This is a genomic window from Streptomyces sp. NPDC092952 (assembly GCF_044754785.1).
In the GTDB taxonomy this organism is placed as follows: Bacteria; Actinomycetota; Actinomycetes; order Streptomycetales; family Streptomycetaceae; genus Streptomyces.
The window spans coordinates 252,336-273,729 of the sequence record NZ_JBIVPT010000001.1 but is presented as its reverse complement, the minus strand read 5'-3'; the positions used below and the strand labels follow the sequence as shown (position 1 = coordinate 273,729).

Here is a 21,394-nt window from a genome sequence, read left to right as displayed (position 1 = left end):
GGGTCGCGCACGGCGCCGTGGTCAGGCCGCCGAGGCGCAGATGACGCTCCTGCCGTGGTCCACCGGCCAGTACCAGAACCGCTCGCCCTGTCCGGACGGGCAGGTCCAGCTGGCGCCGGGCGCGGGCGCCCGGTAGTAGCCGGTGATCCGCAGGATCGACTGCCCGGCCACCGGCACGGTCGACGCGCCGCAGTTCCACACCACCGTCAGATCGGCGTTGGTGGTCCCCTGGACCTTCGCCGGGAAGCACTGGCCCACCTGGTACACCCGGTCCAGGCAGAGCGTGCGCACCACCCCGTCCGCGCCGGTCTTCCGCCACCAGGTGTAGCCCGCCCCGCTGTCGCAGGAAGCGGACGCCCCGGCGGCGGTGCTCACCCGGCTGACGTGCATGTACGCGTTGGCCGCCCGGCAGCCCACCCGGACCGGGCGGGTGGCGCTCATGGTGCCGTGCCCGTCGTTGTACACGTCCAGGCAGTCACCGGCACGCACCGCGGCGAAGGCCAGATCGGTCGAGTCCGGGGTGGGCGTGGGCGTGGGCGTCGGCGTCGGTGTGGGAGTCGGAGTCGGCGTGGGCTCGTCGTCGCCGGAGTCGTCGGTCGCGGTGTCGTGCGTACGGGAGCCGAGACCGGTGCCCGCGACGGAACCGGCACCGGCCGAGACGCCGGAGGAGCCCGAGCCGCCGGACGGCTTCGAGGCGTCCCAGGGCTGCCAGATCAGCAGACCGACGACGATCAGCGCGACCAGCCAGCCCCAGTTCGACGAGGAGGAACTCGACGAGGAGGAAGGGGTGGTGGAGGGAGAGGCGGCTGTCCGCGCCCGGTCGGCCCGTTCCCGTTCCTTGCGTTCCCGTTCCACGCGCTCGCGCTGGATGCGGCGGGCCCGTTCCGCCCGCTGCCGCTCGGCCTGCTCGCGCTTGGCCCGCTCCCGTTCCGTCCGCTCGCGCTCGGCCCGTTCGGCCCGCTCCGCCCGTTCCCGTTCCGCCCGTTCGGCCCGCTCGGCCCTTTCCCGTTCGGCGTGTTCGGCCCGTTCGAGCTCCTCGCGCTCCCGCTCGGCCTGCTCCGCCCGCTGCCGCTCCGCCAGCTCCAGGAGGGCCGCCATCTCCCGCCGGGTACGGTCGCGGCGGCGGGCCCGGTCGCGGTCCGCGCGGGCCTGCCGCTCCGGCGAGTAGATCAGCGTCGGCCGGGGCGGCTCCACCACCCGGGTGCGCTGCTCCGAGGCGTCCCGCCCGGCGGTCGGGGCCGCCGGCCCGGACCGCCGCCCGTCCGCCAGCTCCCGGCCCTGGTCCGCGTACTGCCCGATCAGCGTCGTCCACCGGGGCGGCAGCCAGCGCGCGCCGCTCCGCGTCGCGGGCATCCCGGCCTGGGCCCGGCGGAACCGGGCGAGGAGTTCGGCGGGTTCGGGGCGTCGGCCCGGGTCGATGTCCAGACAGGGCCGGACCGTCCCGACGAGCTCCTTGGGCAGTCCGGTGAGGTCGAGTTCGCCGCGCTGGACGCGGGCCAGCAGCCGCAGCGTGTTGCCGTCGTCGGCGTAGGGCGGACGGCCGGTGGCGAGCAGGAAGAGCGTCGCGCCGAGCGAGTAGACGTCGGAGGCGGCCGTGGACGCCTCGCCGCGCGCCTGCTCGGGCGAGGTGAAGGCGATGGTGCCGAGGGTGAGCCCGGTCAGGGTGAGGTCGCTGGCGTGCGAGATGCCGAAGTCGATGACCCGGGGGCCGTCCAGCGGGAGCAGCACGTTCTGCGGCTTCACGTCGCGGTGCACGATGCCCACCCCGTGCAGGGTGACCAGGGCCTGCGCGGTCCCGGCGGCGATCCACCGTACGGCCGAGGCGGGCAGCACCCCGCAGCCCCGGGCCAGTTCGGCGAGCGAGGGGGCGGCGATGTAGTCGATGGCCATCCAGGGCCGCTCGGCGTCCGCGTCGGCGTCCCGCACCCGCGCCGTGTACGCGCTGTCGACCCGCTGCGCCAGCGCCACCTCACGGGCGAACCGCCGCCGGTCGACCGCGCCGACCTCTCCCTCGGCCAGCAGGGTCTTCACCGCGACGAGTCCCTGCCCGCCGCCCCGGGCACCGGCCCGCGCCAGGTAGATCCGCCCCATGCCGCCGGACGCCAGCCGTCCGATCAGACGGTACGGCCCGAGCGTCGCGGGATCGTCCTCGCTCAGCCTCTGAATCCGCGCCCCGGCCATGTCCCCGCCCCCCTGTCACACCACCGTCGAGCCCCACAACGGTGCCACGAGCACGCCCGGACGGCCATGGAGGGCGGGCCGTCCGGGCACTCTGTTGCCTGTCCGGGACATGTCCTGCGTATGCGGCAGCGCCGCCGGGGGAGCGGCGGCGCTGCTGGTCGGGGTTGCCGGCCGTGGGTTACGGCAGGCCGTGCACGTGCGGAGCCACCGCGTTGGACCAGGCGTTGCCCGACTTGGCGTCCCAGGCGGTCGACCAGGTCATCGCACCCCGGATGTCGGGGTACGTCTTCGAGGGCTTGAAGGAACCGCAGTTGGTGCCGGAGGCCAGGCAGTCCAGGGCCGCGTTCACGACCGAGGGGGAGACGTAGCCGCCGCCCGCCGCGCTGGTGGAGGCGGGCACCCCGAGTCCGACCTGCGACGGGGCGAGGCCGCCCTCCAGCTGGATGCAGGCGAGCGCGGTGAGGAAGTCCACCGAGCCCTGGGAGTAGACCTTGCCGTCGCAGCCGAGCATGGCGCCGCTGTTGTAGTACTGCATGTTGACGACGGTCAGGATGTCCTTGATGTTGAGCGCCGTCTTGAAGTACTCGCCCCCGGTCGACTGCATGTCGATGGTCTGCGGGGCCATCGTGATGACGAGGCCGGAGCCCGCCTTCTGCGACAGCGAGCGCAGCGCCTTCGTCATGTACGTGGAGTTGAGGCCGTTCTCCAGGTCGATGTCGACGCCGTTGAAGCCGTACTCCTGGATGAGCGAGTAGAGGGAGTTGGCGAAGTTGGCCGCCGAGGTGTCGCTGTTGACGGAGACGGTGCCCTTCTCGCCGCCGACCGAGATGATGACGTTCTTCCCGGCTGCCTGCTTCGCCTTGATGTCGGCCTTGAACTGGTCGACGGTGTAGCCGTTCAGCCCGGCGGAGTCCAGGTTGAAGGTGACCGCGCCCGGAGTGCTGGTGGCGTCGGCGAAGGAGACCGCGATGATGTCGTAGTTCGCGGGCACGTCGCTGAGCTTCTGGACGGTCGCGCCGTTGTTGAAGTTCTGCCAGTAGCCGGTGACCGCGTGCTTCGGCACGGAGGTGCCGGGGTTCGGGTTGCCGCCGCCCTCCTTGGCCGTACGGGCGCTGACCGCTGCGGACTTGACGGACTCGCCGGCCGCGTTGGTCGCCGTCACCGCGAACTGGTACGCCGTGTCGGCGGTGAGCCCGGTGACGGTCGCGGAGCTGCCGGTGGCCGTGGTGGCCTTCTGGCCGTCCCGGTAGACGGTGTAGCCGGTCGCGCCGGTGACCGCGTTCCAGGAGAGCTGGACGGAGCTGGTGGTGGTCGCGCCGACCGAGAGTCCGGCGGGGGCGGCCGGGACGGTCGGGTCGGGGTCGGAACCGCCGCCGCCGTCGGGGCCGTTCACCGAGACGTCGTCGACGAGATAGGCGGCCTGCCCGTACCAGCCGTGCGTGTAGATCTCCACGGAGGTGGTGCTGGGGCCGGTCTTGAAGCTGGTGTTGAGCTGGGTCCAGGCGGAGGAGCCGGGCGACCAGGTCGAGACGTCGGTGGTGCCGGTGCCGCTCGCGCCGAGGTACGCGTACCCGCCCTGCACCCAGGAGCTGAGCGCGTAGGTCGAGTTGGGCTTCACGGCCACGGTCTGGGAGCAGCGCGCGGTGTCCTGGCCGGCCGGGGTCGCCTTGAGGGCTGCGGAGCCGCCGTGCACGGGGGAGGAGACGGTGGCGCCGCTGCCGTTGGTGCAGGTCCAGTTGGCGAGCCCGGACTCGAAGCCCGCGTTCTTGGCGACGTTGATGTCGGCGGCCTGGGCGCTGGAGACCAGGCCCGTGGCGGTCAGCGTGGCGGCCGCGAGGACGGCCGTGACGGCGCCGCGCCGGATCCGGCGTCTGCGGATTCTGTGGGCGCCGAGGGGAGAACGTTCCACTTGCTGCCTCCGTGGGGAGTCGGTGGTGCCTGCCGGGGCGGCCGGGCGGGCCGGCGGGGTGGACCGGCGCCGCCCGGGACGGACGACAGGTGACGGGGGGAAGACGGGGATGTGGAGTCGAGGGGACGGTGGCCACCGCTGGCCGACAAAACTGGTCCAGACCAATAGAGTTGTCAAGACCTCTGGCGGCGGAAGCCTCTCCCGTGGCCCGTCGCGAACGGCTCCCGCCGCCACCCCGCGGTCGCCCCGCGCCCGCTCCGTTTAGGGCCCGCGATGCCCGTGGCGCGGGCCCGAAGTCACGTTCCCGTAGCCGTACATTGACGTTTTGTTGACCTCCTGGAACCGTGTCCGGGTGATCCTGCGGGGGTGCTCGGACAGTGAGCGTCCGGCCCTTCGGTGGAGGCCGTGCGGGACGGCCCGCCGGTTCCGGATCCGCGCTGACGTGCACCGATGAAGGTCCGGACCGGATGACGGGAAGGCGGGGCGGTAACCCTCCGCAGTCGTACAGAATTTGACGATTTTCGATTTGCTCCGATTTAGCACAGGGGTGTTACGCGGGCGCCCCTCGGCTGTTGTCGGAATGCCCCTCGAAAAGTGTTCTCTGCCAGGTAGGACGTGGATAAAGTGCTGAACCAGACCGCGGAGCAGGAGCGATTGCGGCCGACGCCATGACCGGCGTCCGGCCGGAGCCGAAACGGGGAACAGCGTGCCGACCGCAATAGCAGTGACCAGTGCTGATCTGGTACTTCCTCCTACCGATCAGCAGACACCGACAGCTGCCCTCTTGCAGGCTCCGGACGCCCAGGCGCTGGACATGGCCATCGGTGACATGCACGTACTGCTGGAGCAGCACGGCTACGTCGTCGCGGTCTACCCGTCCAGCATCGCGCCCGCCCACGAGCGCCGGCTCTACTCCGTGCGCTCGGTCCTGGAGAGCGACCGCATCGCCCTGGTCAAGGTGGACCTCCCGCCGCTGGGCGTCGCCGTCCTCGTCAGGCAGTTGCGCCAGCTGTCGATCTGTGACTTCAGCCCCGGGGTGGTCGCCTCCGCCGCCCGGCTGCTGACGCACTACATCCACGCGGGCGCCCTGCTCCACTCGGTCACCAGGTTCGACCGCATCCCGGTCGACCTCAAAACCCATGCCAAGTCCTGGGTGCCCGGTTCCCAGTTCGTCGCCGTCGCGAGCCCCGATCCCCGGCTGGTCAAGATCGGCCCGAAGGACGGCCCGCCGGCCGGACCCGAATTCGGCACCCACCTCGTGACCGCCAAAGGCCAGTCGCAGTCCGAGTGGGTGAAGGAAACCCTCGCACCCGCGTGGCAGGTCCAGGCCATTCAGGAGTCCGCCCTCCCGTCCCAGTCCCCGGCATGGTGGGGAACCGGGAAATTGGTGGAATTCGCCGCCTATCTGCCAGACCTCTCCGTCCTGTACCAATTGGTGGCCTCCGTACGTCGGGAGAACTGCCACTGGTGCGGAATGGAACTCATCGGTGATCTTTGCGGGTTCTGCTCCTCCCCGCTTCCCGCGACCGAGAACCGAAACAACTCCGCCGGTGTCCTCAGCCATGAAGCGCTCGTTCCTCCGCACTCCTAGCGCTTCCGCTTTCCTCCGTAGACGCCCTTCCGTCCGCTGCCCCATGCATCCGAATCGAACGAGGTTGTCCGGCCCATGAACTCCCGTCAGCGCCGTGGCGTGATACTCCTGCTTTTGTCGGTTCTGTGCGCCTTCGGCGCCTTCGCCGGCGTGCTCTCGGTGATCAGTGACGTCAATTCCAAGGTCGGCCCCGAGGTCGGGGCCTACCAGCTCAAGTCCGACGTGGCGCCCTACACCGCCCTGTCCGCCGGGCAGTTCGAGAAGGTCTCGATGCCCAAGCGCTGGCTCTCCCGCAACGCCGTCACGGACCTCTCCGAGGTGAACGGCAAGATCGCCGTCACCCAGCTGCGCAAGGGCTCCCTGCTCCAGTCCGACATGATGCAGCGCCGCCCCGAGCTCCAGCCTGGCGAGCAGGAGATCGCGATCATGATCGACGCCGCGACCGGTGTCGCGGGCAAGATCACCCCCGGTGCCACCGTCAACATCTACGCCACCTTCGCCGGCGAGCGCGACGGCGAGGCGTCCCAGTCGAAGGTCATCGTCTCCAACGCCAAGGTCCTGGACGTCGGCAAGCTGACCGCCCTGGAGCCCCGCCAGGACGGCAAGTCCAACATGGGCACCGAGGCCGTCCCGATCACCTTCGCGCTCAACACGCTCGACACCCAGCGCATCGCCTACGCCGAGTCCTTCGCGGAGCACGTGCGCCTCGCGCTGCTGGCCTCCGGCAGCGACAGCACCATCCGTCCGGGCGACCGCACCTACACGCTCGACAAGGACAAGTGAGGGTCTAATGTCCACGAGGATCCTCCCGGCCGTCGGTGATGTCGACGCGGCCAGATCCGTCACCACCCTGCTCAGCCAGCTCCCGGAAGCGGAGCCGGCCGCACCGGTCAGTGATTCGACGCAGCTCATCGACACCCTCGCCCGGCTCGCCGGCGAATCGCTCGACGACCTGCCCGAGGTGGTGCTGGTCCACGAGCGCATCGGGCCGGTGCCGGCGCTGGAACTGATCCGGGAGGTCTCCCTCCGCTTCCCCGCCATCGGGGTCGTCCTGATCACCGCCGATGTCACCCCCGGTCTGTTCTCGTCCGCGATGGAGTCGGGTGCGCGCGGTGTCGTCACCCTCCCCCTCAGTTACGAAGAACTGGCCAACAGGGTTCAATCCGCGGCCCAGTGGTCCCTCGGGGTCCGCCGCCACCTGACCACCGGGACCGAGGTCTTCACCGGTCCCGGCGGTACGGTCATCACCGTCAGCGGCGCCAAGGGCGGGGTCGGCGCCACCGTCACCGCCGTGCAACTGGCCCTGGCGGCCCAGGCGTCCGGGCGCACCGTCGCCCTGGTCGACATGGACCTCCAGTCCGGCGACATCGGCTCGTACCTCGACGTGCAGTTCCGCCGCTCGATCGTCGACCTGTCGACGATCACCGACATCTCGCCCCGGGTGCTGGCCGACGCCGTGTTCAGCCACGGCACCGGCCTGGCGCTGCTGCTGGCCCCCGGTGAGGGCGAGAGCGCCGAGGAGGTCAGCGACCGCTCGGCCCGGCAGATCGTCAGCGCCCTGCGCTCGCGCCACGAGGTCGTGGTCATCGACTGCGGCAGCCAGCTCAACGGCGCCAACGCCGCGGCCATCGAGATGGCCGACAGCGCGCTCCTGGTCACCACGCCCGACGTGATCGCGGTTCGCGGTGCCAAGCGGGTGGTACGGATGTGGGACCGGCTCCAGATCCGCAAGGCGGAGGAGACGGTCACCGTCGTCAACCGCTTCATCCGCAACACTGAGATCCAGCCGCAGCTCATCGAGAAGATCACCGGCACCACCACGGCCGACACGGCCATCCCCGCCAACTTCAAGGAACTACAGAGCGTGGTCGACGCGGGTCGACTGCACGAGCTCGATTCCAAGAGCACGGTCAAACAGGCCCTCTGGGCCCTTGCGGGCGAGCTGGGCATCGTCAAGGTTCCTGAGAAGGCCGAGAAGAACAGCGCGAAGAGCACCGCGAAGTTCAAGAACGACCGAGGCTCGATCGGACGCCGACGCGACCGCGACGGCGCCCGGAACCGGGCGACGACCCAGGGGGCAAGTTGACCAATGACACTCACCCAGACAAGAGACACGGAGATACCCGGCGGACGGCACGGTGACCCCGTCCCGGCCCGCTCCGGGACACGCCTCCGCCTCCACCTCCTCACCCGCGCCCGGGACCGGGACCGCGGCCAGACCGCGATCGAGTTCCTGGGCGTCACACCGCTGATCATCCTGCTGCTGGTGGCGCTCTGGCAGTGCGCCCTGATCGGCTACACGTTCTCCCTCGCGGGGAACTCGGCGGACCAGGCGGCGCACAAGGGCGCGATCACCCAGGGCTGGTACCGCGGGCAGGCGTGCCGGGACGCGGCCGAGGAGGACCTGCCGCCGGTCTGGCGGAAGTCGATGAAGCGGACCTCGTGCGAAAGCTCCGGGGCGCTGTACAAGGCCACGGTGAGGCTCAAGGTGCCGGTCCTGGTGCCCGGGGTGCTCAACTGGCCGATGACCATCGAGGGGAACGCCGCATCGCCGGTGGAGGCCAGCCGATGAAATACCGTGCGCACACACCGGGCGGCAGGGCCGCCGCGTCCCGCCGCGACCGCGGCCAGGTCGCCATCGAGTACATGGGCTTCATCCCGCTGCTGCTTCTGGTGGGCCTCTTCGCGATTCAGCTGGGGGTCGCGGCGTACGCCGCCAACCAGGCGGGCACCGGTGCCCGCGCGGCGGCCCGGACCGCCACGCAGGACGTACCGCGCGGGGACTCCGAGCGGGCCGGCCGCAACGCGATGAGCGACTGGCTGGGCAGCTACAAGAACTCGAGGTTCAGGAGCAGCGGCGGGTACGGCGAAGTCACGTACACCACCCGCGTGAGGATTCCCTCCGTCGTGCCCGGGATCGACGACTGGGGCTGGGCCGAGCGCAGTTCCACCATGCCGAGAGGCTGACCGGCGCCCGCACCGCACGATCCGGGCACCACCGCCTTTCTGAACGAGGAGTTACGCAATGAGTCTGCGGGCACGCATGACCGCCCCCGAGAAGAACGGCGGGGCGCGGGAGGACAGCCACATGGTGGCCGTCTACCGCGCCAAGCTGCTCGAAGAGATCGACCTGGCCGAGATGTCCTCGCTCGCCGCCGCAGACCGGCGGGCGAGGCTGGAGCGCGTACTCAGCCACATCATCAGCCGCGAGGGGCCCGTCCTCTCCACCGTCGAACGCACCCAGCTGATCCGCCGGGTCGTCGACGAGGCCCTCGGGCTCGGCATCCTGGAACCGCTCCTGGAGGACGCGTCCATCACCGAGATCATGGTGAACGGGCCCGACCAGATCTTCGTGGAGCGCAGCGGACGGGTCGAGCAGTTGCCGATGCGGTTCAGCTCGCACGAGCAGCTGATGCAGACCATCGAGCGCATCGTGTCGACGGTCAACCGCCGCGTCGACGAGTCGAACCCGATGGTCGACGCGCGTCTACCCAGTGGTGAACGTGTCAACGTGATCATTCCGCCGCTCTCCCTGACCGGCGCGACGCTCACCATCCGACGGTTCCCCCGGGCCTTCACGCTCCAGGAAATGATCAACGTCGGCTCGCTCGACGACCAGATGCTGATCCTGCTGTCCGGGCTCGTCCAGGCCAAGCTCAACATCATTGTTTCCGGCGCCACCGGCACCGGGAAGACCACGCTCCTCAACGCGCTCTCGGGCCTCATCCCCAACAGCGAGCGCATCGTCACCATCGAGGACTCCGCCGAGCTCCAGCTCCAGCAGAGCCACGTCATCCGGCTGGAGTCCCGCCCGGCGAACGTCGAGGGCAAGGGCCAGATCACCATCCGTGACCTGGTCCGCAACTCCCTGCGTATGCGCCCCGACCGCATCGTCGTCGGTGAGGTCCGTGGCGGCGAGTCGCTCGACATGCTCCAGGCGATGTCCACCGGTCACGACGGATCGCTCGCCACCGTCCACGCCAACAACGCCGAGGACGCGCTGATGCGTCTGCAGACCCTCGCCTCGATGTCCGAGATCGAGATCCCCTTCGAAGCCCTGCACGACCAGATCAACAGCGCCGTCGACGTGATCGTCCAGCTCACCCGGCACGCCGACGGCTCCCGAAAGATCACCGAGATCGCCGTCCTCGACTCGCACGGGCGCGACCCCTACCGCATCGTGACCGTCGCGAAGTTCAACGCCCGGCCGATGGACGCCGAGGGACGGATCAACGGCGAGTTCTCGTACCTCCCGCTCCCACGCAAGATCGCCGAGCGCCTCTACATGGCCAGCCAGCCCGTCCCGCAGGCCTTCGGGGTCGCCGATTCCGCCGAACAGCTCGCCACCCGAGAGGCCAACTAGGTACCGAGCCATGACCAATCTCCCCCTCCTCACCATCGGTGTGACGCTGCTCGCCGGTGTCACCGGCGTCGCGGGCCTGCACGCCTACAGCGGCGGCAAGGCCGACCGCGACGCCCTGGTGGACCGCCTCTCGCACACCGGGCACATACCGGAGACCGGCCGCCGGCGCCGGTTCCGGGCGTTGGACCGCAGACTGCGCAAGACCGGCCTGGGCCGGAAGCTCGAACTGAAACTGGCCGCCACCGGTCTGGAGATCACCCCCGGCGAGTTCTTCGTCTACTCCGTCGTCGCCATGGCGGGCCTGTGGATGATCGCGTCGTCCATGCTCGCCAGCTTCTTCGGCCCGGTCGCCGCGCTGATCGGCCTCTGGGGCACCAACGCCTTCCTGAACTGGCAACGGACCAAGCGCACCGAGCACTTCATCAACCAACTCCCCGAACTCGCCCGCATCCTCGCCAACGCCACCCAGGCGGGCCTGGCGCTGCGCACCTCCATCGGCATGGCGGCCGACGAGATGGAGAACCCGGCCGGCGAGGAACTGGCCCGGGTCTCCCGGCGCCTCGCCGTCGGTGAGCCGCTGGAGGACGCGATGAGCGAGCTGACCGACCGGCTTCCCTCCCGCGAACTCGTCGTACTCGTCACCACCCTGGTCCTGTCCAACCGGGCCGGCGGTACGGTCGTCAGCTCGCTGCGCAACCTCACCGAGACGCTGGAGGAGCGCAAGGAGACCCGGCGCGAGGTCAAGACCCAGCTCTCCCAGGTCACCGTCACCGCCTACGCCGTTCCGGCCTTCGGCCTCGGCGCCATGCTCCTGATGAACGGGGTCATGCCCGGCGCGCTCGACCGCATGACCGGTGCGCTCATTGGCCAGATCGCGGTGATCGTCTCCCTGGGCCTGTACGCGATCGGATTCATCGTGATCCGCCGCCTCTCCAAGATCGACGTCTGAAGGGCGACGCGCACATGAATCTGTTGTTGGCAGGTGTCATTGGCCTCGCGGTCTTCGGCGCCATCGCGGGAATCCGCATGTACCGGGCCGATGCGAAGCTTCCCGGCGACCTCGCGATCGCGCTGGAAGTCGGCTCCACCCGCACCAGCGCGGTGGGCTCCGGCATCGACCGGCTCGGTATGCGCTGGGCCCCGTCGGTGCTTCGGATGATGGGCCCCAAGGCCGTCAACAAGAAGCGCCGCCAGATCGACATGGCCGGTAACCCGGGCGGTCTGACCATCGACCGCTACGCCGCCCGCCGCGCCGTCTACGGCGGGCTCGGCGCGCTCGGCGCACTCACGATGCTCATGCGCGGCCAGGTCATCCTCGCTCTGGTACTGATCGCTTTCGGACTGTTCTGGGTCGAGGCCGGGCTCTGGTCCGCGGTCCGTATCCGCCGTGACCACATCGACCGGACGCTTCCGGACTTCCTCGACGTGCTCGCCGTCGTCGTTTCCGCCGGGCTCGGCTTCCGCCAGGCGCTGGCCCGGGTCGCCGAGAAGTACGAAGGCCCCTGGGCCGACGAGCTGCGCATCACCCTGCGCCAGATGGACATGGGCGTCAGCCGGCGTGAGGCCTTCGACCAGCTGCGCAAGCGCAACGACTCGGAGCAGGTCGCGATGTTCGTCACCACGCTCCAGCAGGGCGAGGAGCTCGGTGCACCGATCGTCGAGACGCTGATCCAGATCGCCAACGACATGCGGCGCACCGATGCCCAGAACGCCCGCCGGAAGGCGGCCAGAGCGGTCCCCAAGGCGACCTTCGCCGTCACCACGTTCCTGCTCCCCGGCACGCTCGTGATGCTGACGGTCGGCTTCGTCTACGGGGTCAACGTCGACTTCAGCACCCTTATCGGCGGATGACGTGAACGTGGCGGGCGGTGGCAGAACCACCGGAGGGAGGTGACAGGCTCATGTCTTTCCAGCTCGGCGGCATCCACGCCGGACTGAACGCGCAGGTGCGCCAGGCGATCGCCGACCCCGGCGCGCGCCCGGCGTTCGCGATCCAGCTGAACGCGCTCCAGGCGATGTGCCGCCAGGTCTTCGGCTTCCGGCTCGCCATGATCGCCATGGCGACGCCGTTCGCGATCAACCACACGGCCTCGGGCCTTGCCACCTGGCTGATCGGCGCCGCCGTGCTCGTCACGTTCATGGGCAGCTACGTCCTCTTCCGCGACTGGGAACGCTTCGGTCCCGTCCTGCTCCGCCACCCCTGGCTGCTCGGCATAGACGCCTTCTTCGGTGCGCTGTTGCTGGTTACAGCCGGTCCCGAGTCCACCCTCGCGTATGTCACGGTCTGTACGCCGCTGCTGGCCGGCCTGGTATACGGCTGGCGGGGCGCCGCTGTCTTCGCGGCGCTCCAGACCGCGATCGTCCTCGGCGTGTACGGGACCGACCCGAAACTGGAGGCCGGAAACGCGACGGCGTACCTCCTCCCCGGATTCTGCGTGATCGCCGGAGCGGTCGGCGTCACCCTGCGCAACCTCCTCCTCCGCTTCGGATCCGCCAGCCAGGCGCTCACCGAGACGAAGGCACGCCTCGCCGTCAGCGAGGCCGTGGAGGGCGAACGGGCCCGGCTGGCACGGGAGATGCACGACTCGGTGGCCAAGACGCTGCACGGTCTGGCCCTGGCCGCCGACGGACTGGCGGCCTCCTCCGACCGGATGGACCCGCTCACCGTCAGGAACCAGGCGGAACTGGTCGCCCGCTCCGCCCGCCGTGCCGCGGCGGAGTCCCGCGAACTCCTCTCCGACCTGCGCCGCGAGTCCGGCCTGGACGGCGGCGTCGACGTCGTCGGCGAACTCCGCGCCCGGGTGAAGGACTTCACCAAGCGCCACGAGCTCGCCGCCACCTTCCGCCTCCTCAACGACGTACCGATCCCGCCCGTACCCCAGGTCGTCGCCCGTCAACTGCTCACCATCGCCTCCGAGGCCATGGAGAACGCCCACCGCCACGCCCACCCCACCTACCTCGTCGCACTCGTCGGCGTGAAGGGCGACGTGCTGCGCGTCAGCGTCTACGACGACGGGCGCGGCCTGCCCCCGGGCACGACCCTCGACGACCTCCGGCACGCCGGGCACTTCGGCCTCGTCGGCATGGTCGAGCGCGCCGCCTCCATCGGCGCCCGCATCCGTATCGGCAAGGGCCAGGCGGCCAAGGGCACCGAGGTCCGCCTGGAACTCCCGATCGCCGCTCTGCTCGCGCCCTCCGGAGCGGAGCCACCCCAGTGAACCGTCCGTATTCCGCACTCACCCCCCATAGACCCACAGACCCCTGAGAGGAGGTCGCAGATGCCGGACGACGTCTCCCGCGCCTCGGGCCAGAACTGGACCGCACCGCACCACGCGTCCCAGCACACGTCCTCGCACGTCACACCACCCACGTCGGAGCCCAGCTCCCCGTCCTTCCCCGTTCCCCAGCAGTCCGCGGCATCCCAGTCCCTGCCTCCCTTCCCCGCGGCCACGCCCCCGGCGGGCCCGAGCGCCCTGCGGGTCGTCGTCGCGGACGACAACCCCGTGGTCCGGGCCGGTCTCGGCGTTCTGCTCTCCGGCCGCGAGGACATCGAGGTCGTCGCGGAGGCCGCGGACGGCCGGCAGGCCTACGACATGGCCGTCCGGCACCGTCCGGACGTCGTGCTGCTCGACGTCCGCATGCCGGGCGTCGACGGCATATCGGCACTTCCGCACCTGGTGCAGGTTGCACCCGTGATGATGCTGACCTACAGCCGTGAGAACGAGATCGTCCATGAGGCGCTCCGGCTCGGCGCGAGCGGCTACCTCGTCCACGGCGAGTTCACCGCCGACCAGCTGGTACAGGCCGTACGCGACACCAGGGACGGCCGGGCCCACTTCACCGCCACCGCCGCCAACGCCCTCCTCGCCCATATGCGCCAAGGCCCCGGGGTGGGTTCGGGACCCCTGCCCGAAGGGCTCGGAACGGCGCTGACCACGGGTGTTCCGTACCAGATACCGGGCTACGACGGCCATGCCCCGAGTTCCGTTCAGCAACATTCCGCGCCGGCGCACACGCCCCGGTCCGAACCGGTGCCACCTGCGCCGCGACCGGCCCGTACACCGCAAGGTCTTTCGCAGATGCAACCAGTTGTGGCACAGTCTTCCCTGGCCGGGAAAACGGATGCCTCGGCCAACAGGCAGCAGTACGGGCTGAGTTCACGGGAGGTGGAGGTCATGGAGTTGATCGCGTCCGGCATGAGCAATCAGCAGATCGCCGCCACCTGCTTCATCAGCGAGAAGACGGTCAAGAACCACATCAACCGCATCTTCACCAAGCTGCACAGCACCAGCCGCAGCGAGGCGATCGCCCGCTGGCTCGGCACGGCGCCCATCACGGGCAACGGGGCACACGGGACCGGTGGTCGTCGTGGCTGAGCAGCGGCGGCGCGGGAGTGGGAACGGGTCGGCGGCCGGGCGTGGGCCCTGGCGGCGCGGAGCGGTGCCGCGGACCCAACTGACGCTTTGGGCCCGGGAATGGGTCCTGGGACCCTCAGGTGGGCGGGGCTCGTCGCCGTATGTTTCTCATGTCGCCAGCGGCACCGGCCAGGAGGAAGCCGGTACCGCAGGCGACACCCAAGAAACTTGCGAGTCGGCCGGCTACCGGTCGGCCGAACCCGGAGGGGAACACCATGTCGAACATCACCCTGAAGACCGCCGTCCGCGTCAACGGCTGGGCCAACACCACGGTCAGCGCCATCCAGAAGCGCTTCGAGAACAAGGACCGCGGTCAGACGGCGTTCGAGTACCTGGGCATCATCCTGGTGGTCGTGGCGATCATCGGTGCGATCGCGGCCTCGGGCATCGGTGGCTCGATCTCGAGCAAGATCTCCGACCTGGTTTCGCAGATCAAGGCCGGCTAATGACCGCGAAGCTTCGCGGCGAGGCAGGGCAGGCTTTCCCCATCTATGTAGTGATGGTGGCGGGCCTGCTCTTCCTCGCGTTTGCCTTCTTTACCGTCGGCAAGGCCTCCGCCTTGCGCAATGGCGCCCAGGGCGCGGCGGACTCCGCCGCGCTGGCCGCAGCCCAGCAGTCCCGCGAGATGCTCGAAGCCGCCTTCCGCGCTTCGCTGCCCGTCGACACGGTGGACGTGTTCTCCCAGAATCACCCGGTTCTCGGATGCGCTGCCGCCCACTCGTTCGCCGCGGCCAATGAGGCGAAGGTCATCGGTGGTTGCCAGATCTCGTCCGGAGGCGGGCGGGACGAGATCACCGTCGACGTCAAGACCCTCAAGCCCGTGGGCGCGTCCGTGGTTCCCGGCATGAACCGCACATTCTCCGACGGCCACGCCACTGCGGTCCTTGAGTGGCGCTGCCCCAGTTGGAGGTCTGTCGACTACACCGACGACGGCATCCAGGACATGTATTTCTTCACGTGCCGAGGTGGCGAGATGCTCACGATCGCCACTGAGGGGCCCTTGGACTGGCCGAGGGTGAGCAAGATCCTCTTTGACGTGCATCTGGTCGACCGCCGACAGTGAACGACGAGTAAAGGAAACAGAAGCGATGAGCATTCGGTGCTCCATCAAGTCCCGAAGGGCAGTGGCCGCCGCCTCATTGGTGGCGGCCCTGGCCCTGGTCGTCACCGGCTGTGGTGCTGATGACGGCGGAGGGGCGAAGGACCCCGCAGCGCCGTCCTCCGACGCGTCTCCCAAGCCCTCCGAAGGGGACAAGGGGGAGAAGCAGGAGGACACTGCGGCCGGGGAGAACGTGGACCCGAATGTGAAACTCGCAGAGGCCAGGGGCGACAAGGGCATGCTCCTCGTCGTGAACCAGGTGAAGAGGGACGCGGGTGGTTTCGTGACGGTCCAGGCGGAGTTGAAGAACCAGGGCCAGGCCCCGGTCAACCCTTCTGCCTGGGCCGGCAGCGAGCCGGTCATCACCAGCAAGAACCTCAACTCCGTCGGTGGTGCGACACTCGTCGACAAGGTCGGCAAGAAGCGCTACTACATCCTGCGGGACACCGACGGTCGTTGCCTGTGCACGACCGGCATGTCCGCCGTCCAACCCGGTGCGTCCGTACCCGTATTCATGCAGTTCCCGGCACCGCCGGCCGCGACGACGGAGGTCGACTTCAACCTGCCGACGTTCGCCACGACGTCGCTGAAGATCTCCGGGTGACGTCGTGATGACAAACACCCGTAAGCGACGCGGTCCGATTCAGCTGACAGGCATGGCGGTCGCGGCTGTCGTGCTGATGGCCGGGACATCCATCATGGGGGCGTCGTCCGCCTTGGCGGACGACGGTCCGAGTGTGCCGCCGGGCACCGAGGCGTCCGAGACGCCGCCCGTTCCGGTGGACGGCAAGGATCCCGACCTCAAGATGGTCGACGGTGCCACGCTGGCCCCCGCGCGGGTCCTCGACATCGTCCAGGTCGTCGAGGACATGGGCGGCGAGGAGCGTCGCGAGGACAGCAACGCGAACGTCAAGTTCGCGCTCCAGGCCGAAGTCCTCTTCGGCAAGGACAGCGCCAAGCTGAGCTCCGCGGCCAACTCCCGTATCGCGGCCATCGCTGCCGAGGTCAAGAAGCAGAACGCCACCAAGGTGCGCGTCTTCGGCTTCACCGACAACCTCGGTTCGTCGGCCCACGGCGACGTGCTGTCCAAGCAGCGCGCCAACGCCGTGCACGCGGTACTGGCCAAGGATCTGCCGGGCATCAGCTTCGAGATCCGCGGTTACGGCGAGCAGTACCCGATCGCCGACAACAGCACCGAGGAAGGCCGGAAGAAGAACCGGCGCGTGGAGGTCTCCTTCCCGCGCGGCACCTCTTCCTGAGAAGTCCGAGCGCTACCGAGAAACCCGAGCGATGCCCACCTCCCACGCGGAGGTGGGCATCGCCGCGTTTCAGGCCCTTGACGGCTAACAGTGTTAGCCGTACGTTTGGCGAACACTGTTAGCCAGGCGCGATCGAGGAGGACGAGATGACGGTCATGGATGCCGGTACCCGCCCCGTTGCCCGCAAGGGCATCAGGCGCGCCGTCCGTCTCGGGTGGGCCGCGAGTGCCGTCTTCTGGGGTGCCTTCGCGGTGCTGGAGGCGGTCAACCACGGCGTGGCCGCAGGGCTCTTCGCCGTGGCGTTCTTCATCGCCCCGGACCTGACGTTCCTCGTCGCCGTCCGCGACGCGCACGCCGCCCGGCCCGGTCAGCTGCCCGCGCGTGCGGTGCCGTACTACAACGCCGCCCACCGGGCCCTCGTCCCGGTCGTACTGATGGTGGTGTGCGTCGTCACTCCGCATTCCTGGGCGCCGCTCTTCGCGGGCCTGTGCGGCTGGACGGCCCATATCTCGCTGGACCGCGCCCTCGGCTACGGTCTGCGGACGAAGGAAGGACTCCAGCGTGACTGACCCGGCCATCGGGCGGCTCGGCCCCCGTGCCCAGCAGATCGTCGCCGCCGCCCGCGACCTGCTGGAGAGTGAGGGGGCGGAGGCGCTGACAATGCGCCGCATCGCGGACAGCGTCGGGATCAAGGCCCCCTCCCTCTACAAGCACTTCCCGGACAAGGCGGCGGTGGAAGCGCAGCTCATGGCGCTGATGCTTGCCGAACTCGCTGCCGTGCTGGAGGCGGCGGAAGCGGCGGCGCCCGGTTCGCTGGGGGCGCTCTTCGAGGCGTACCGCCGCTACGCCCTCGACCACCCCGGCCTCTACCGCCTGGCCACGCAGAAGCCGCTGCCCCGTGAGTCGCTGCCGCCGGGCCTGGAGGACCGGGCCGCCGCGCCGCTCTTCCGCGAACTCGGGCTGGACGAGCACACGGGACGTGCGGTGTGGGCCTTCGCGCACGGGATGGTCGCGCTGGAGCTGGACGGGCGGTTCCCGGGCGGCGCGGATCTGGACGAGGCATGGCGGGTGGGGGCGGCCGCGTTCACGCGCTGACGGCGGGGCGGGGCGGGCGGAGTTCTCCGTGGTCGCTCCGGCCGACGCCCGCGGCTCCCCAGGAGCGACCCGCGCACCGAGGACTACGGAGGGACGGACCGTGGGCACGATGAACCTGGCCCTGGCCTACAACCCAGTCTTTCTGGGGCTGCGCTTCCTGCTCGAAGTCTCCGCACTGGCCTGTTTCGGGCTGTGGGGCTGGCGCAAGGCGCCCGGTCGGCTGCGGTACCTCGCGGTGATCGCGATACCCCTGGCCGTGGCGTTCGCCTGGGGCGACTTCGCCACGGCGGGCGACGCGGCCCGCTCGGGCGAAACGACCTTCGACACCCCCGGCCCGCTGCGCCTGCTGCTGGAGCTGGCCGTGTTCGGCGGGGCGTGGGCGGCCCTGCGCCACTCCGGCATGCGCCGGGCCGCCCACTGGTTCCTCGCCGTCCTGGTGCTCTATCACCTGGCCGCCTACGACCGCGTGCTCTGGCTGCTCCAGCATTGACGGGGCGGGGCTGCCCCGGGGCCGTCGCGGTGTTCCGTCTACAGGAGGTGGTCGGCCTTGCCGGCCTTGATGCCGAGGATCAGTTGCCGGAGCGCTTCGCGGGTGTCGGTGAGGTAGTGGTCCTCCGCCCCTCGGACCGCGATGAATGCGTTGCCTTCGGCGTCGGTGCCGAGGCGGAAGCAGTTGTTCCCCTCGCCGCAGTACGGCTCTTCCCAATTGATCTCGTGCATGCTGAACATCCTTAGAGTTGATGGGAGATGGCGCGCACGAAGTCTCTGGAATCGGAGGAGGACAGCGATGCCTCGGCCATCCAGTCCAAGTGCGCGCGGTATTTGGTGAGCTGTGCCTCAGCGTGCATGAACTCGGGGCCATGAGCCGAGTCGAGTTGCACGGTGTCGAGTGGTGGCACGACTCCGTGGGCATAGAGAAGCGCGTGCCCGGCTCCGGGAAACGCGCCGCGATTCACCGGGATGACCCGTACGTCGATGTGCTCGCGCTCCGACATCTCGCACAGGTGAAGCAACTGCTCACGCGTAACGTCCCGGCCGCCGAACTGCATGCGCAGGGCGGCCTCGTGCACGTAGCCCACGTAGTCGGTGGGACTCTCGCGTTCGAGTACCTGTTGCCGTTCCATGCGGTGCGCGACTCGCAGCTCGATCTCCAGACGGGACAGCTCGGGCAGTACGGCGCCGAACACCGCGCGGGCGTATCCGTCGGTATGCAGCAGGCCCGGGAGGTGGACGGTCTGCGCCGTGCGGATTCGTGTCGCATGCCATTCGAGCTCGGCGATGTCCAGGAGTCCTGACGGAAGTCTGCCTCGGTACTGTTCCCACCAGCCGCGCTCGCGCTGCTCGGCCATCTCCACGAGCGCATCGACGTAATCGGTGTCAGCACAGGTGTAGTTGCAGGCCAAAGTGCGTACGCGGGCGGAGGTGATGGGCCGGACACCACTCTCCATGTTGGAGACCTTCGTCCGGTCGACCCCCAACAGCCCGGCCGCGTAGACCGTTGTGGCCTCGGCGGCGGTGCGCATCTTGCGCAACTCGGCGCCGAGCCGCTTCTGGCGCTCAGTGGGAGTGGAACTGCTCGGCATGGGCCCTCTCTCCTGCGGACGGTGGGAACAGTCTGCCGTTTGCGGGGCCACCCAGTCCAACAAGAGGGAGGCAATTGCCTCCAAAGTTGGGGCACGTGTGCCGATTCTGCGCTACGTTAGGTCACGCACCGCTCACACAAGGTCGTCGAGTTGGAAGTGCATCGCGCGGTCCTGCCCGCAACCTCCTGCCCCGGGAGGGGCGGTTCCGTGCCGGGGAGACAAGGCCACCACTCGTCCGCCGCTGCGTCGTCGTGAGCCATCCGTGCGCGCCCACGTGAAGAAGAGAAACGTCAACTTGTCATTCCTGTAAGGGAGTCAGTCATGCTCGCAGCTTCTCTCGCCCCGATCTGCCCGGTTGTCGCGGAGACCGGTGCGTCGGTCCCGTACCTTCGGGCCGCACCGTTTCGGGAAGGGGTGGGCCGGCTCGGGCTCGGGCTGAGTTTCACGGTGCCGGGCGACTCCCGCAGTCCGTTCATCGGGCGCACGCTGGTCGCCGCCGCACTCCAGGCGCATGGGCTCGGGCGGTACGTCTGGCCCGCGGCGCATGTGGTGCACGAGCTGGTGGCCGTCAGTGCCCGGATCAGTCCGGGACGGGAGATCTACGTGTCGCTGCGTCAGCGGGAGGACGCGATGCGCCTCCTGGTCTGGGACCAGCACGTACGGCACGACCGGCCCCATGTGGCCACGCTCTGCGAGGCGCGGCGGCGTCGCGCGCTGTGGCTGCTGGCGGCCGTCGTGGATGACTGGGGCGGGGAGTGGGGTTCCGGGGAGGCGGTGCCGCCGCATCACGGGACCAAGTCGTGGGTGACGCTGCCCCGTTAGGGGCGGGGTCGGGGTGCGTAATGCGACAGTCTGCCGTGCTGGCCGGTCATCTTCGGTTGGAAATGCGTAACTTGAGGTGAATGGGGGGATGCATGGGGTCGCGCGTGCGCGCGAGGTGCGCAGAGAGAGCGACTGCCGCACCGCGTACGCGCTTCACGCCACGACGGACAGGGTCGTGGGTCGAAGGAGGCGGCATGACGGACAGCGGTGACGGCGCACCTCAGGGCGGCGAAACCGGAGAAGCGCGGGGTGCGGGCGATGGGCCGGACAGTGCGGGCGGTCGATCGGACGGGACCGAACGCCGCTTCGGCTTGCGGAGGGCGGTCGCCTGGGCGCGTCGGCACGGGCCTGAGACCCTCATCGGGGCAGTGGTCGTGGCAGCGGTGGGCGCCGGTGTTCCGGTGCTCCTGACCGCGGCGATCGGCGGTGACGACGAGAGCGGGAGGACCACGGAATCCGCCAGCCCTTCCGGTGAGTCGAAGGGCGGGGCCGCGACCGCGCCGACGTGTTCGGGCGAGGCGTGCGCGGGGCTGGACCCCAAGGAAACGGGGTGCGGAACGGGAGCGAAGACTCTCGCGGAGGAATGGGCCGGCGCCATGCACCTGGAGATCCGGTTCAGCCCGCGATGCCGAACCGCCTGGGGCAAGCTGACCGGCTCGGAGATCGACGACACCGTCGAGATCCAAACCTCGCCGACCCGACGACAGATGGCGAAGGTGGTGAGCGGCCACACCAAGTACACCCCGATGCTTGCCGTGCCAAAGGATTTTTCCTTGCAGGCGACGGCGGTCGCCGTCAATACGAGCGTCGCCCGGGAGGTCGCGACAGGACACGTCATGCGCATCGGGGCCGACGAGGGTGATCTGTCCCCCTCCACCAGTCCGTCGCTCTGAAGGACGCCTCCGCCCGGACGCCCGGTGGGTCGCGACCGCTCGGAGGAGGGGGCCGGTCAGTGCCAGGGGGTCGTCTGCCCGTTGAGCGCGAACTGGAACGCGGAGGCCGCCGCCAGTAGCGCCACAGAGGCGAGGGCGGCCGACCGCTTCGGCCTTCTCCGTACGGCGATCGCCCATACGCCCA

23 protein-coding genes are annotated in these 21,394 nt (G+C 69.6%); 19 read left to right on the top strand and 4 right to left on the bottom strand.

The annotated features are described in order from the left end of the window. Positions 1 to 21 precede the first annotated feature (21 nt). Positions 22 to 2,181, bottom strand: coding sequence for a serine/threonine-protein kinase (locus tag ACIQGQ_RS01230; RefSeq protein ID WP_402389144.1), 2,160 nt, complete (start codon positions 2,179 to 2,181; stop codon positions 22 to 24). Positions 2,182 to 2,359: 178 nt separating this feature from the next. Continuing rightward, positions 2,360 to 4,090, bottom strand: a complete 1,731-nt coding sequence (locus tag ACIQGQ_RS01225; protein ID WP_402389142.1) for a chitinase — start codon at positions 4,088 to 4,090, stop codon at positions 2,360 to 2,362. A 724-nt stretch (positions 4,091 to 4,814) separates the two neighbouring features. Here ACIQGQ_RS01225 and ACIQGQ_RS01220 point away from each other — a divergent pair. The 17 genes from ACIQGQ_RS01220 to ACIQGQ_RS01140 all read left to right on the top strand — a co-directional run bounded on the left by ACIQGQ_RS01220 (position 4,815) and on the right by ACIQGQ_RS01140 (position 18,402). Continuing rightward, positions 4,815 to 5,681, top strand: a complete 867-nt coding sequence (locus ACIQGQ_RS01220) for a hypothetical protein (RefSeq protein ID WP_402389139.1) — start codon at positions 4,815 to 4,817, stop codon at positions 5,679 to 5,681. A 75-nt stretch (positions 5,682 to 5,756) separates the two neighbouring features. Then, positions 5,757 to 6,464, top strand: coding sequence for a Flp pilus assembly protein CpaB (gene cpaB / locus ACIQGQ_RS01215; protein WP_352273402.1), 708 nt, complete (start codon positions 5,757 to 5,759; stop codon positions 6,462 to 6,464). A 7-nt stretch (positions 6,465 to 6,471) separates the two neighbouring features. After that, complete coding sequence (locus tag ACIQGQ_RS01210) at positions 6,472 to 7,767, top strand: AAA family ATPase (protein ID WP_366295375.1); 1,296 nt, start codon at positions 6,472 to 6,474, stop codon at positions 7,765 to 7,767. A gap of 3 nt (positions 7,768 to 7,770) precedes the next feature. After that, positions 7,771 to 8,253 carry a TadE family protein gene (locus tag ACIQGQ_RS01205; RefSeq protein ID WP_402389137.1) on the top strand — a complete coding sequence of 161 codons (483 nt, stop codon included), beginning with the start codon at positions 7,771 to 7,773 and terminating at the stop codon, positions 8,251 to 8,253. Next, a complete protein-coding gene (locus tag ACIQGQ_RS01200) occupies positions 8,250 to 8,648 on the top strand; it encodes a TadE family protein (protein ID WP_402389135.1) in 399 nt (132 codons plus the stop codon). Before ACIQGQ_RS01205 ends, ACIQGQ_RS01200 begins: the two co-directional genes overlap by 4 nt. Positions 8,649 to 8,706: 58 nt before the next feature. Then, a complete protein-coding gene (locus ACIQGQ_RS01195) occupies positions 8,707 to 10,044 on the top strand; it encodes a CpaF family protein (protein ID WP_366295380.1) in 1,338 nt (445 codons plus the stop codon). A gap of 10 nt (positions 10,045 to 10,054) precedes the next feature. Beyond that, positions 10,055 to 10,993 (top strand): type II secretion system F family protein, encoded by a 939-nt coding sequence (locus tag ACIQGQ_RS01190; RefSeq protein ID WP_402389132.1) that lies wholly within the window; start codon positions 10,055 to 10,057, stop codon positions 10,991 to 10,993. A 14-nt stretch (positions 10,994 to 11,007) separates the two neighbouring features. Beyond that, positions 11,008 to 11,895 carry a DUF5936 domain-containing protein gene (locus ACIQGQ_RS01185; RefSeq protein ID WP_402389129.1) on the top strand — a complete coding sequence of 296 codons (888 nt, stop codon included), beginning with the start codon at positions 11,008 to 11,010 and terminating at the stop codon, positions 11,893 to 11,895. Between the two features lie 50 nt (positions 11,896 to 11,945). Beyond that, a complete protein-coding gene (locus ACIQGQ_RS01180) occupies positions 11,946 to 13,262 on the top strand; it encodes a sensor histidine kinase (protein WP_402389126.1) in 1,317 nt (438 codons plus the stop codon). A gap of 60 nt (positions 13,263 to 13,322) precedes the next feature. Beyond that, complete coding sequence (locus tag ACIQGQ_RS01175) at positions 13,323 to 14,420, top strand: response regulator (protein ID WP_402389124.1); 1,098 nt, start codon at positions 13,323 to 13,325, stop codon at positions 14,418 to 14,420. Between the two features lie 254 nt (positions 14,421 to 14,674). After that, positions 14,675 to 14,905, top strand: coding sequence for a Flp family type IVb pilin (locus ACIQGQ_RS01170; RefSeq protein ID WP_376683531.1), 231 nt, complete (start codon positions 14,675 to 14,677; stop codon positions 14,903 to 14,905). After that, positions 14,905 to 15,522 (top strand): pilus assembly protein TadG-related protein, encoded by a 618-nt coding sequence (locus ACIQGQ_RS01165; protein WP_402389122.1) that lies wholly within the window; start codon positions 14,905 to 14,907, stop codon positions 15,520 to 15,522. The genes ACIQGQ_RS01170 and ACIQGQ_RS01165 overlap by 1 nt, the downstream gene beginning before the upstream one ends. Before the next feature lie 25 nt (positions 15,523 to 15,547). After that, a complete protein-coding gene (locus ACIQGQ_RS01160; RefSeq protein WP_402389119.1) occupies positions 15,548 to 16,162 on the top strand; it encodes a hypothetical protein in 615 nt (204 codons plus the stop codon). 52 nt (positions 16,163 to 16,214) lie between these two features. Next, positions 16,215 to 16,817, top strand: a complete 603-nt coding sequence (locus tag ACIQGQ_RS01155) for an OmpA family protein (RefSeq protein WP_385214329.1) — start codon at positions 16,215 to 16,217, stop codon at positions 16,815 to 16,817. Between the two features lie 146 nt (positions 16,818 to 16,963). Then, positions 16,964 to 17,386 (top strand): DUF4260 family protein, encoded by a 423-nt coding sequence (locus ACIQGQ_RS01150; RefSeq protein WP_402389116.1) that lies wholly within the window; start codon positions 16,964 to 16,966, stop codon positions 17,384 to 17,386. Then, the gene (locus ACIQGQ_RS01145) at positions 17,379 to 17,912 is read left to right on the top strand and encodes a TetR/AcrR family transcriptional regulator (RefSeq protein ID WP_402389114.1); all 534 of its coding nucleotides are present in this window, start codon (positions 17,379 to 17,381) and stop codon (positions 17,910 to 17,912) included. The genes ACIQGQ_RS01150 and ACIQGQ_RS01145 overlap by 8 nt, the downstream gene beginning before the upstream one ends. 109 nt (positions 17,913 to 18,021) lie before the next feature. Then, positions 18,022 to 18,402: a YrdB family protein gene (locus ACIQGQ_RS01140; RefSeq protein WP_402390270.1), complete on the top strand. Its 381-nt coding sequence runs from the start codon at positions 18,022 to 18,024 to the stop codon at positions 18,400 to 18,402. Between the two features lie 38 nt (positions 18,403 to 18,440). Here the strand turns inward: ACIQGQ_RS01140 and ACIQGQ_RS01135 are convergent, their stop codons facing one another. Continuing rightward, positions 18,441 to 18,632: a hypothetical protein gene (locus ACIQGQ_RS01135; RefSeq protein ID WP_402389111.1), complete on the bottom strand. Its 192-nt coding sequence runs from the start codon at positions 18,630 to 18,632 to the stop codon at positions 18,441 to 18,443. An 11-nt stretch (positions 18,633 to 18,643) separates the two neighbouring features. Next, positions 18,644 to 19,495 carry a helix-turn-helix domain-containing protein gene (locus ACIQGQ_RS01130; protein ID WP_402389108.1) on the bottom strand — a complete coding sequence of 284 codons (852 nt, stop codon included), beginning with the start codon at positions 19,493 to 19,495 and terminating at the stop codon, positions 18,644 to 18,646. A 321-nt stretch (positions 19,496 to 19,816) separates the two neighbouring features. Between ACIQGQ_RS01130 and ACIQGQ_RS01125 the strand changes: the two genes are divergently transcribed. Further along, positions 19,817 to 20,317 (top strand): ATP-binding protein, encoded by a 501-nt coding sequence (locus tag ACIQGQ_RS01125; RefSeq protein ID WP_402389106.1) that lies wholly within the window; start codon positions 19,817 to 19,819, stop codon positions 20,315 to 20,317. Positions 20,318 to 20,511: 194 nt separating this feature from the next. Next, the gene (locus tag ACIQGQ_RS01120) at positions 20,512 to 21,210 is read left to right on the top strand and encodes a DUF2690 domain-containing protein (RefSeq protein ID WP_402389103.1); all 699 of its coding nucleotides are present in this window, start codon (positions 20,512 to 20,514) and stop codon (positions 21,208 to 21,210) included. The last annotated feature ends 184 nt before the right edge of the window (positions 21,211 to 21,394 follow it).

What these genes read in the sequence shown, in the direction of transcription:
- ACIQGQ_RS01230 (WP_402389144.1), bottom strand. Translation starts at nt 2,181, where the DNA reads ATGGCCGGGGCGCGGATTCAGAGGCTGAGCGAGGACGATCCCGCGACG.
- ACIQGQ_RS01150 (WP_402389116.1), top strand. Translation starts at nt 16,964, where the DNA reads ATGACGGTCATGGATGCCGGTACCCGCCCCGTTGCCCGCAAGGGCATC.
- ACIQGQ_RS01200 (WP_402389135.1), top strand. Translation starts at nt 8,250, where the DNA reads ATGAAATACCGTGCGCACACACCGGGCGGCAGGGCCGCCGCGTCCCGC.
- ACIQGQ_RS01165 (WP_402389122.1), top strand. Translation starts at nt 14,905, where the DNA reads ATGACCGCGAAGCTTCGCGGCGAGGCAGGGCAGGCTTTCCCCATCTAT.
- ACIQGQ_RS01135 (WP_402389111.1), bottom strand. Translation starts at nt 18,632, where the DNA reads ATGCACGAGATCAATTGGGAAGAGCCGTACTGCGGCGAGGGGAACAAC.
- ACIQGQ_RS01130 (WP_402389108.1), bottom strand. Translation starts at nt 19,495, where the DNA reads ATGCCGAGCAGTTCCACTCCCACTGAGCGCCAGAAGCGGCTCGGCGCC.
- ACIQGQ_RS01155 (WP_385214329.1), top strand. Translation starts at nt 16,215, where the DNA reads ATGGCGGTCGCGGCTGTCGTGCTGATGGCCGGGACATCCATCATGGGG.
- ACIQGQ_RS01180 (WP_402389126.1), top strand. Translation starts at nt 11,946, where the DNA reads ATGTCTTTCCAGCTCGGCGGCATCCACGCCGGACTGAACGCGCAGGTG.
- ACIQGQ_RS01190 (WP_402389132.1), top strand. Translation starts at nt 10,055, where the DNA reads ATGACCAATCTCCCCCTCCTCACCATCGGTGTGACGCTGCTCGCCGGT.
- cpaB (WP_352273402.1), top strand. Translation starts at nt 5,757, where the DNA reads ATGAACTCCCGTCAGCGCCGTGGCGTGATACTCCTGCTTTTGTCGGTT.
- ACIQGQ_RS01205 (WP_402389137.1), top strand. Translation starts at nt 7,771, where the DNA reads ATGACACTCACCCAGACAAGAGACACGGAGATACCCGGCGGACGGCAC.
- ACIQGQ_RS01125 (WP_402389106.1), top strand. Translation starts at nt 19,817, where the DNA reads ATGCTCGCAGCTTCTCTCGCCCCGATCTGCCCGGTTGTCGCGGAGACC.
- ACIQGQ_RS01195 (WP_366295380.1), top strand. Translation starts at nt 8,707, where the DNA reads ATGAGTCTGCGGGCACGCATGACCGCCCCCGAGAAGAACGGCGGGGCG.
- ACIQGQ_RS01120 (WP_402389103.1), top strand. Translation starts at nt 20,512, where the DNA reads ATGACGGACAGCGGTGACGGCGCACCTCAGGGCGGCGAAACCGGAGAA.
- ACIQGQ_RS01160 (WP_402389119.1), top strand. Translation starts at nt 15,548, where the DNA reads ATGAGCATTCGGTGCTCCATCAAGTCCCGAAGGGCAGTGGCCGCCGCC.
- ACIQGQ_RS01170 (WP_376683531.1), top strand. Translation starts at nt 14,675, where the DNA reads ATGTCGAACATCACCCTGAAGACCGCCGTCCGCGTCAACGGCTGGGCC.
- ACIQGQ_RS01140 (WP_402390270.1), top strand. Translation starts at nt 18,022, where the DNA reads ATGAACCTGGCCCTGGCCTACAACCCAGTCTTTCTGGGGCTGCGCTTC.
- ACIQGQ_RS01210 (WP_366295375.1), top strand. Translation starts at nt 6,472, where the DNA reads ATGTCCACGAGGATCCTCCCGGCCGTCGGTGATGTCGACGCGGCCAGA.
- ACIQGQ_RS01185 (WP_402389129.1), top strand. Translation starts at nt 11,008, where the DNA reads ATGAATCTGTTGTTGGCAGGTGTCATTGGCCTCGCGGTCTTCGGCGCC.
- ACIQGQ_RS01175 (WP_402389124.1), top strand. Translation starts at nt 13,323, where the DNA reads ATGCCGGACGACGTCTCCCGCGCCTCGGGCCAGAACTGGACCGCACCG.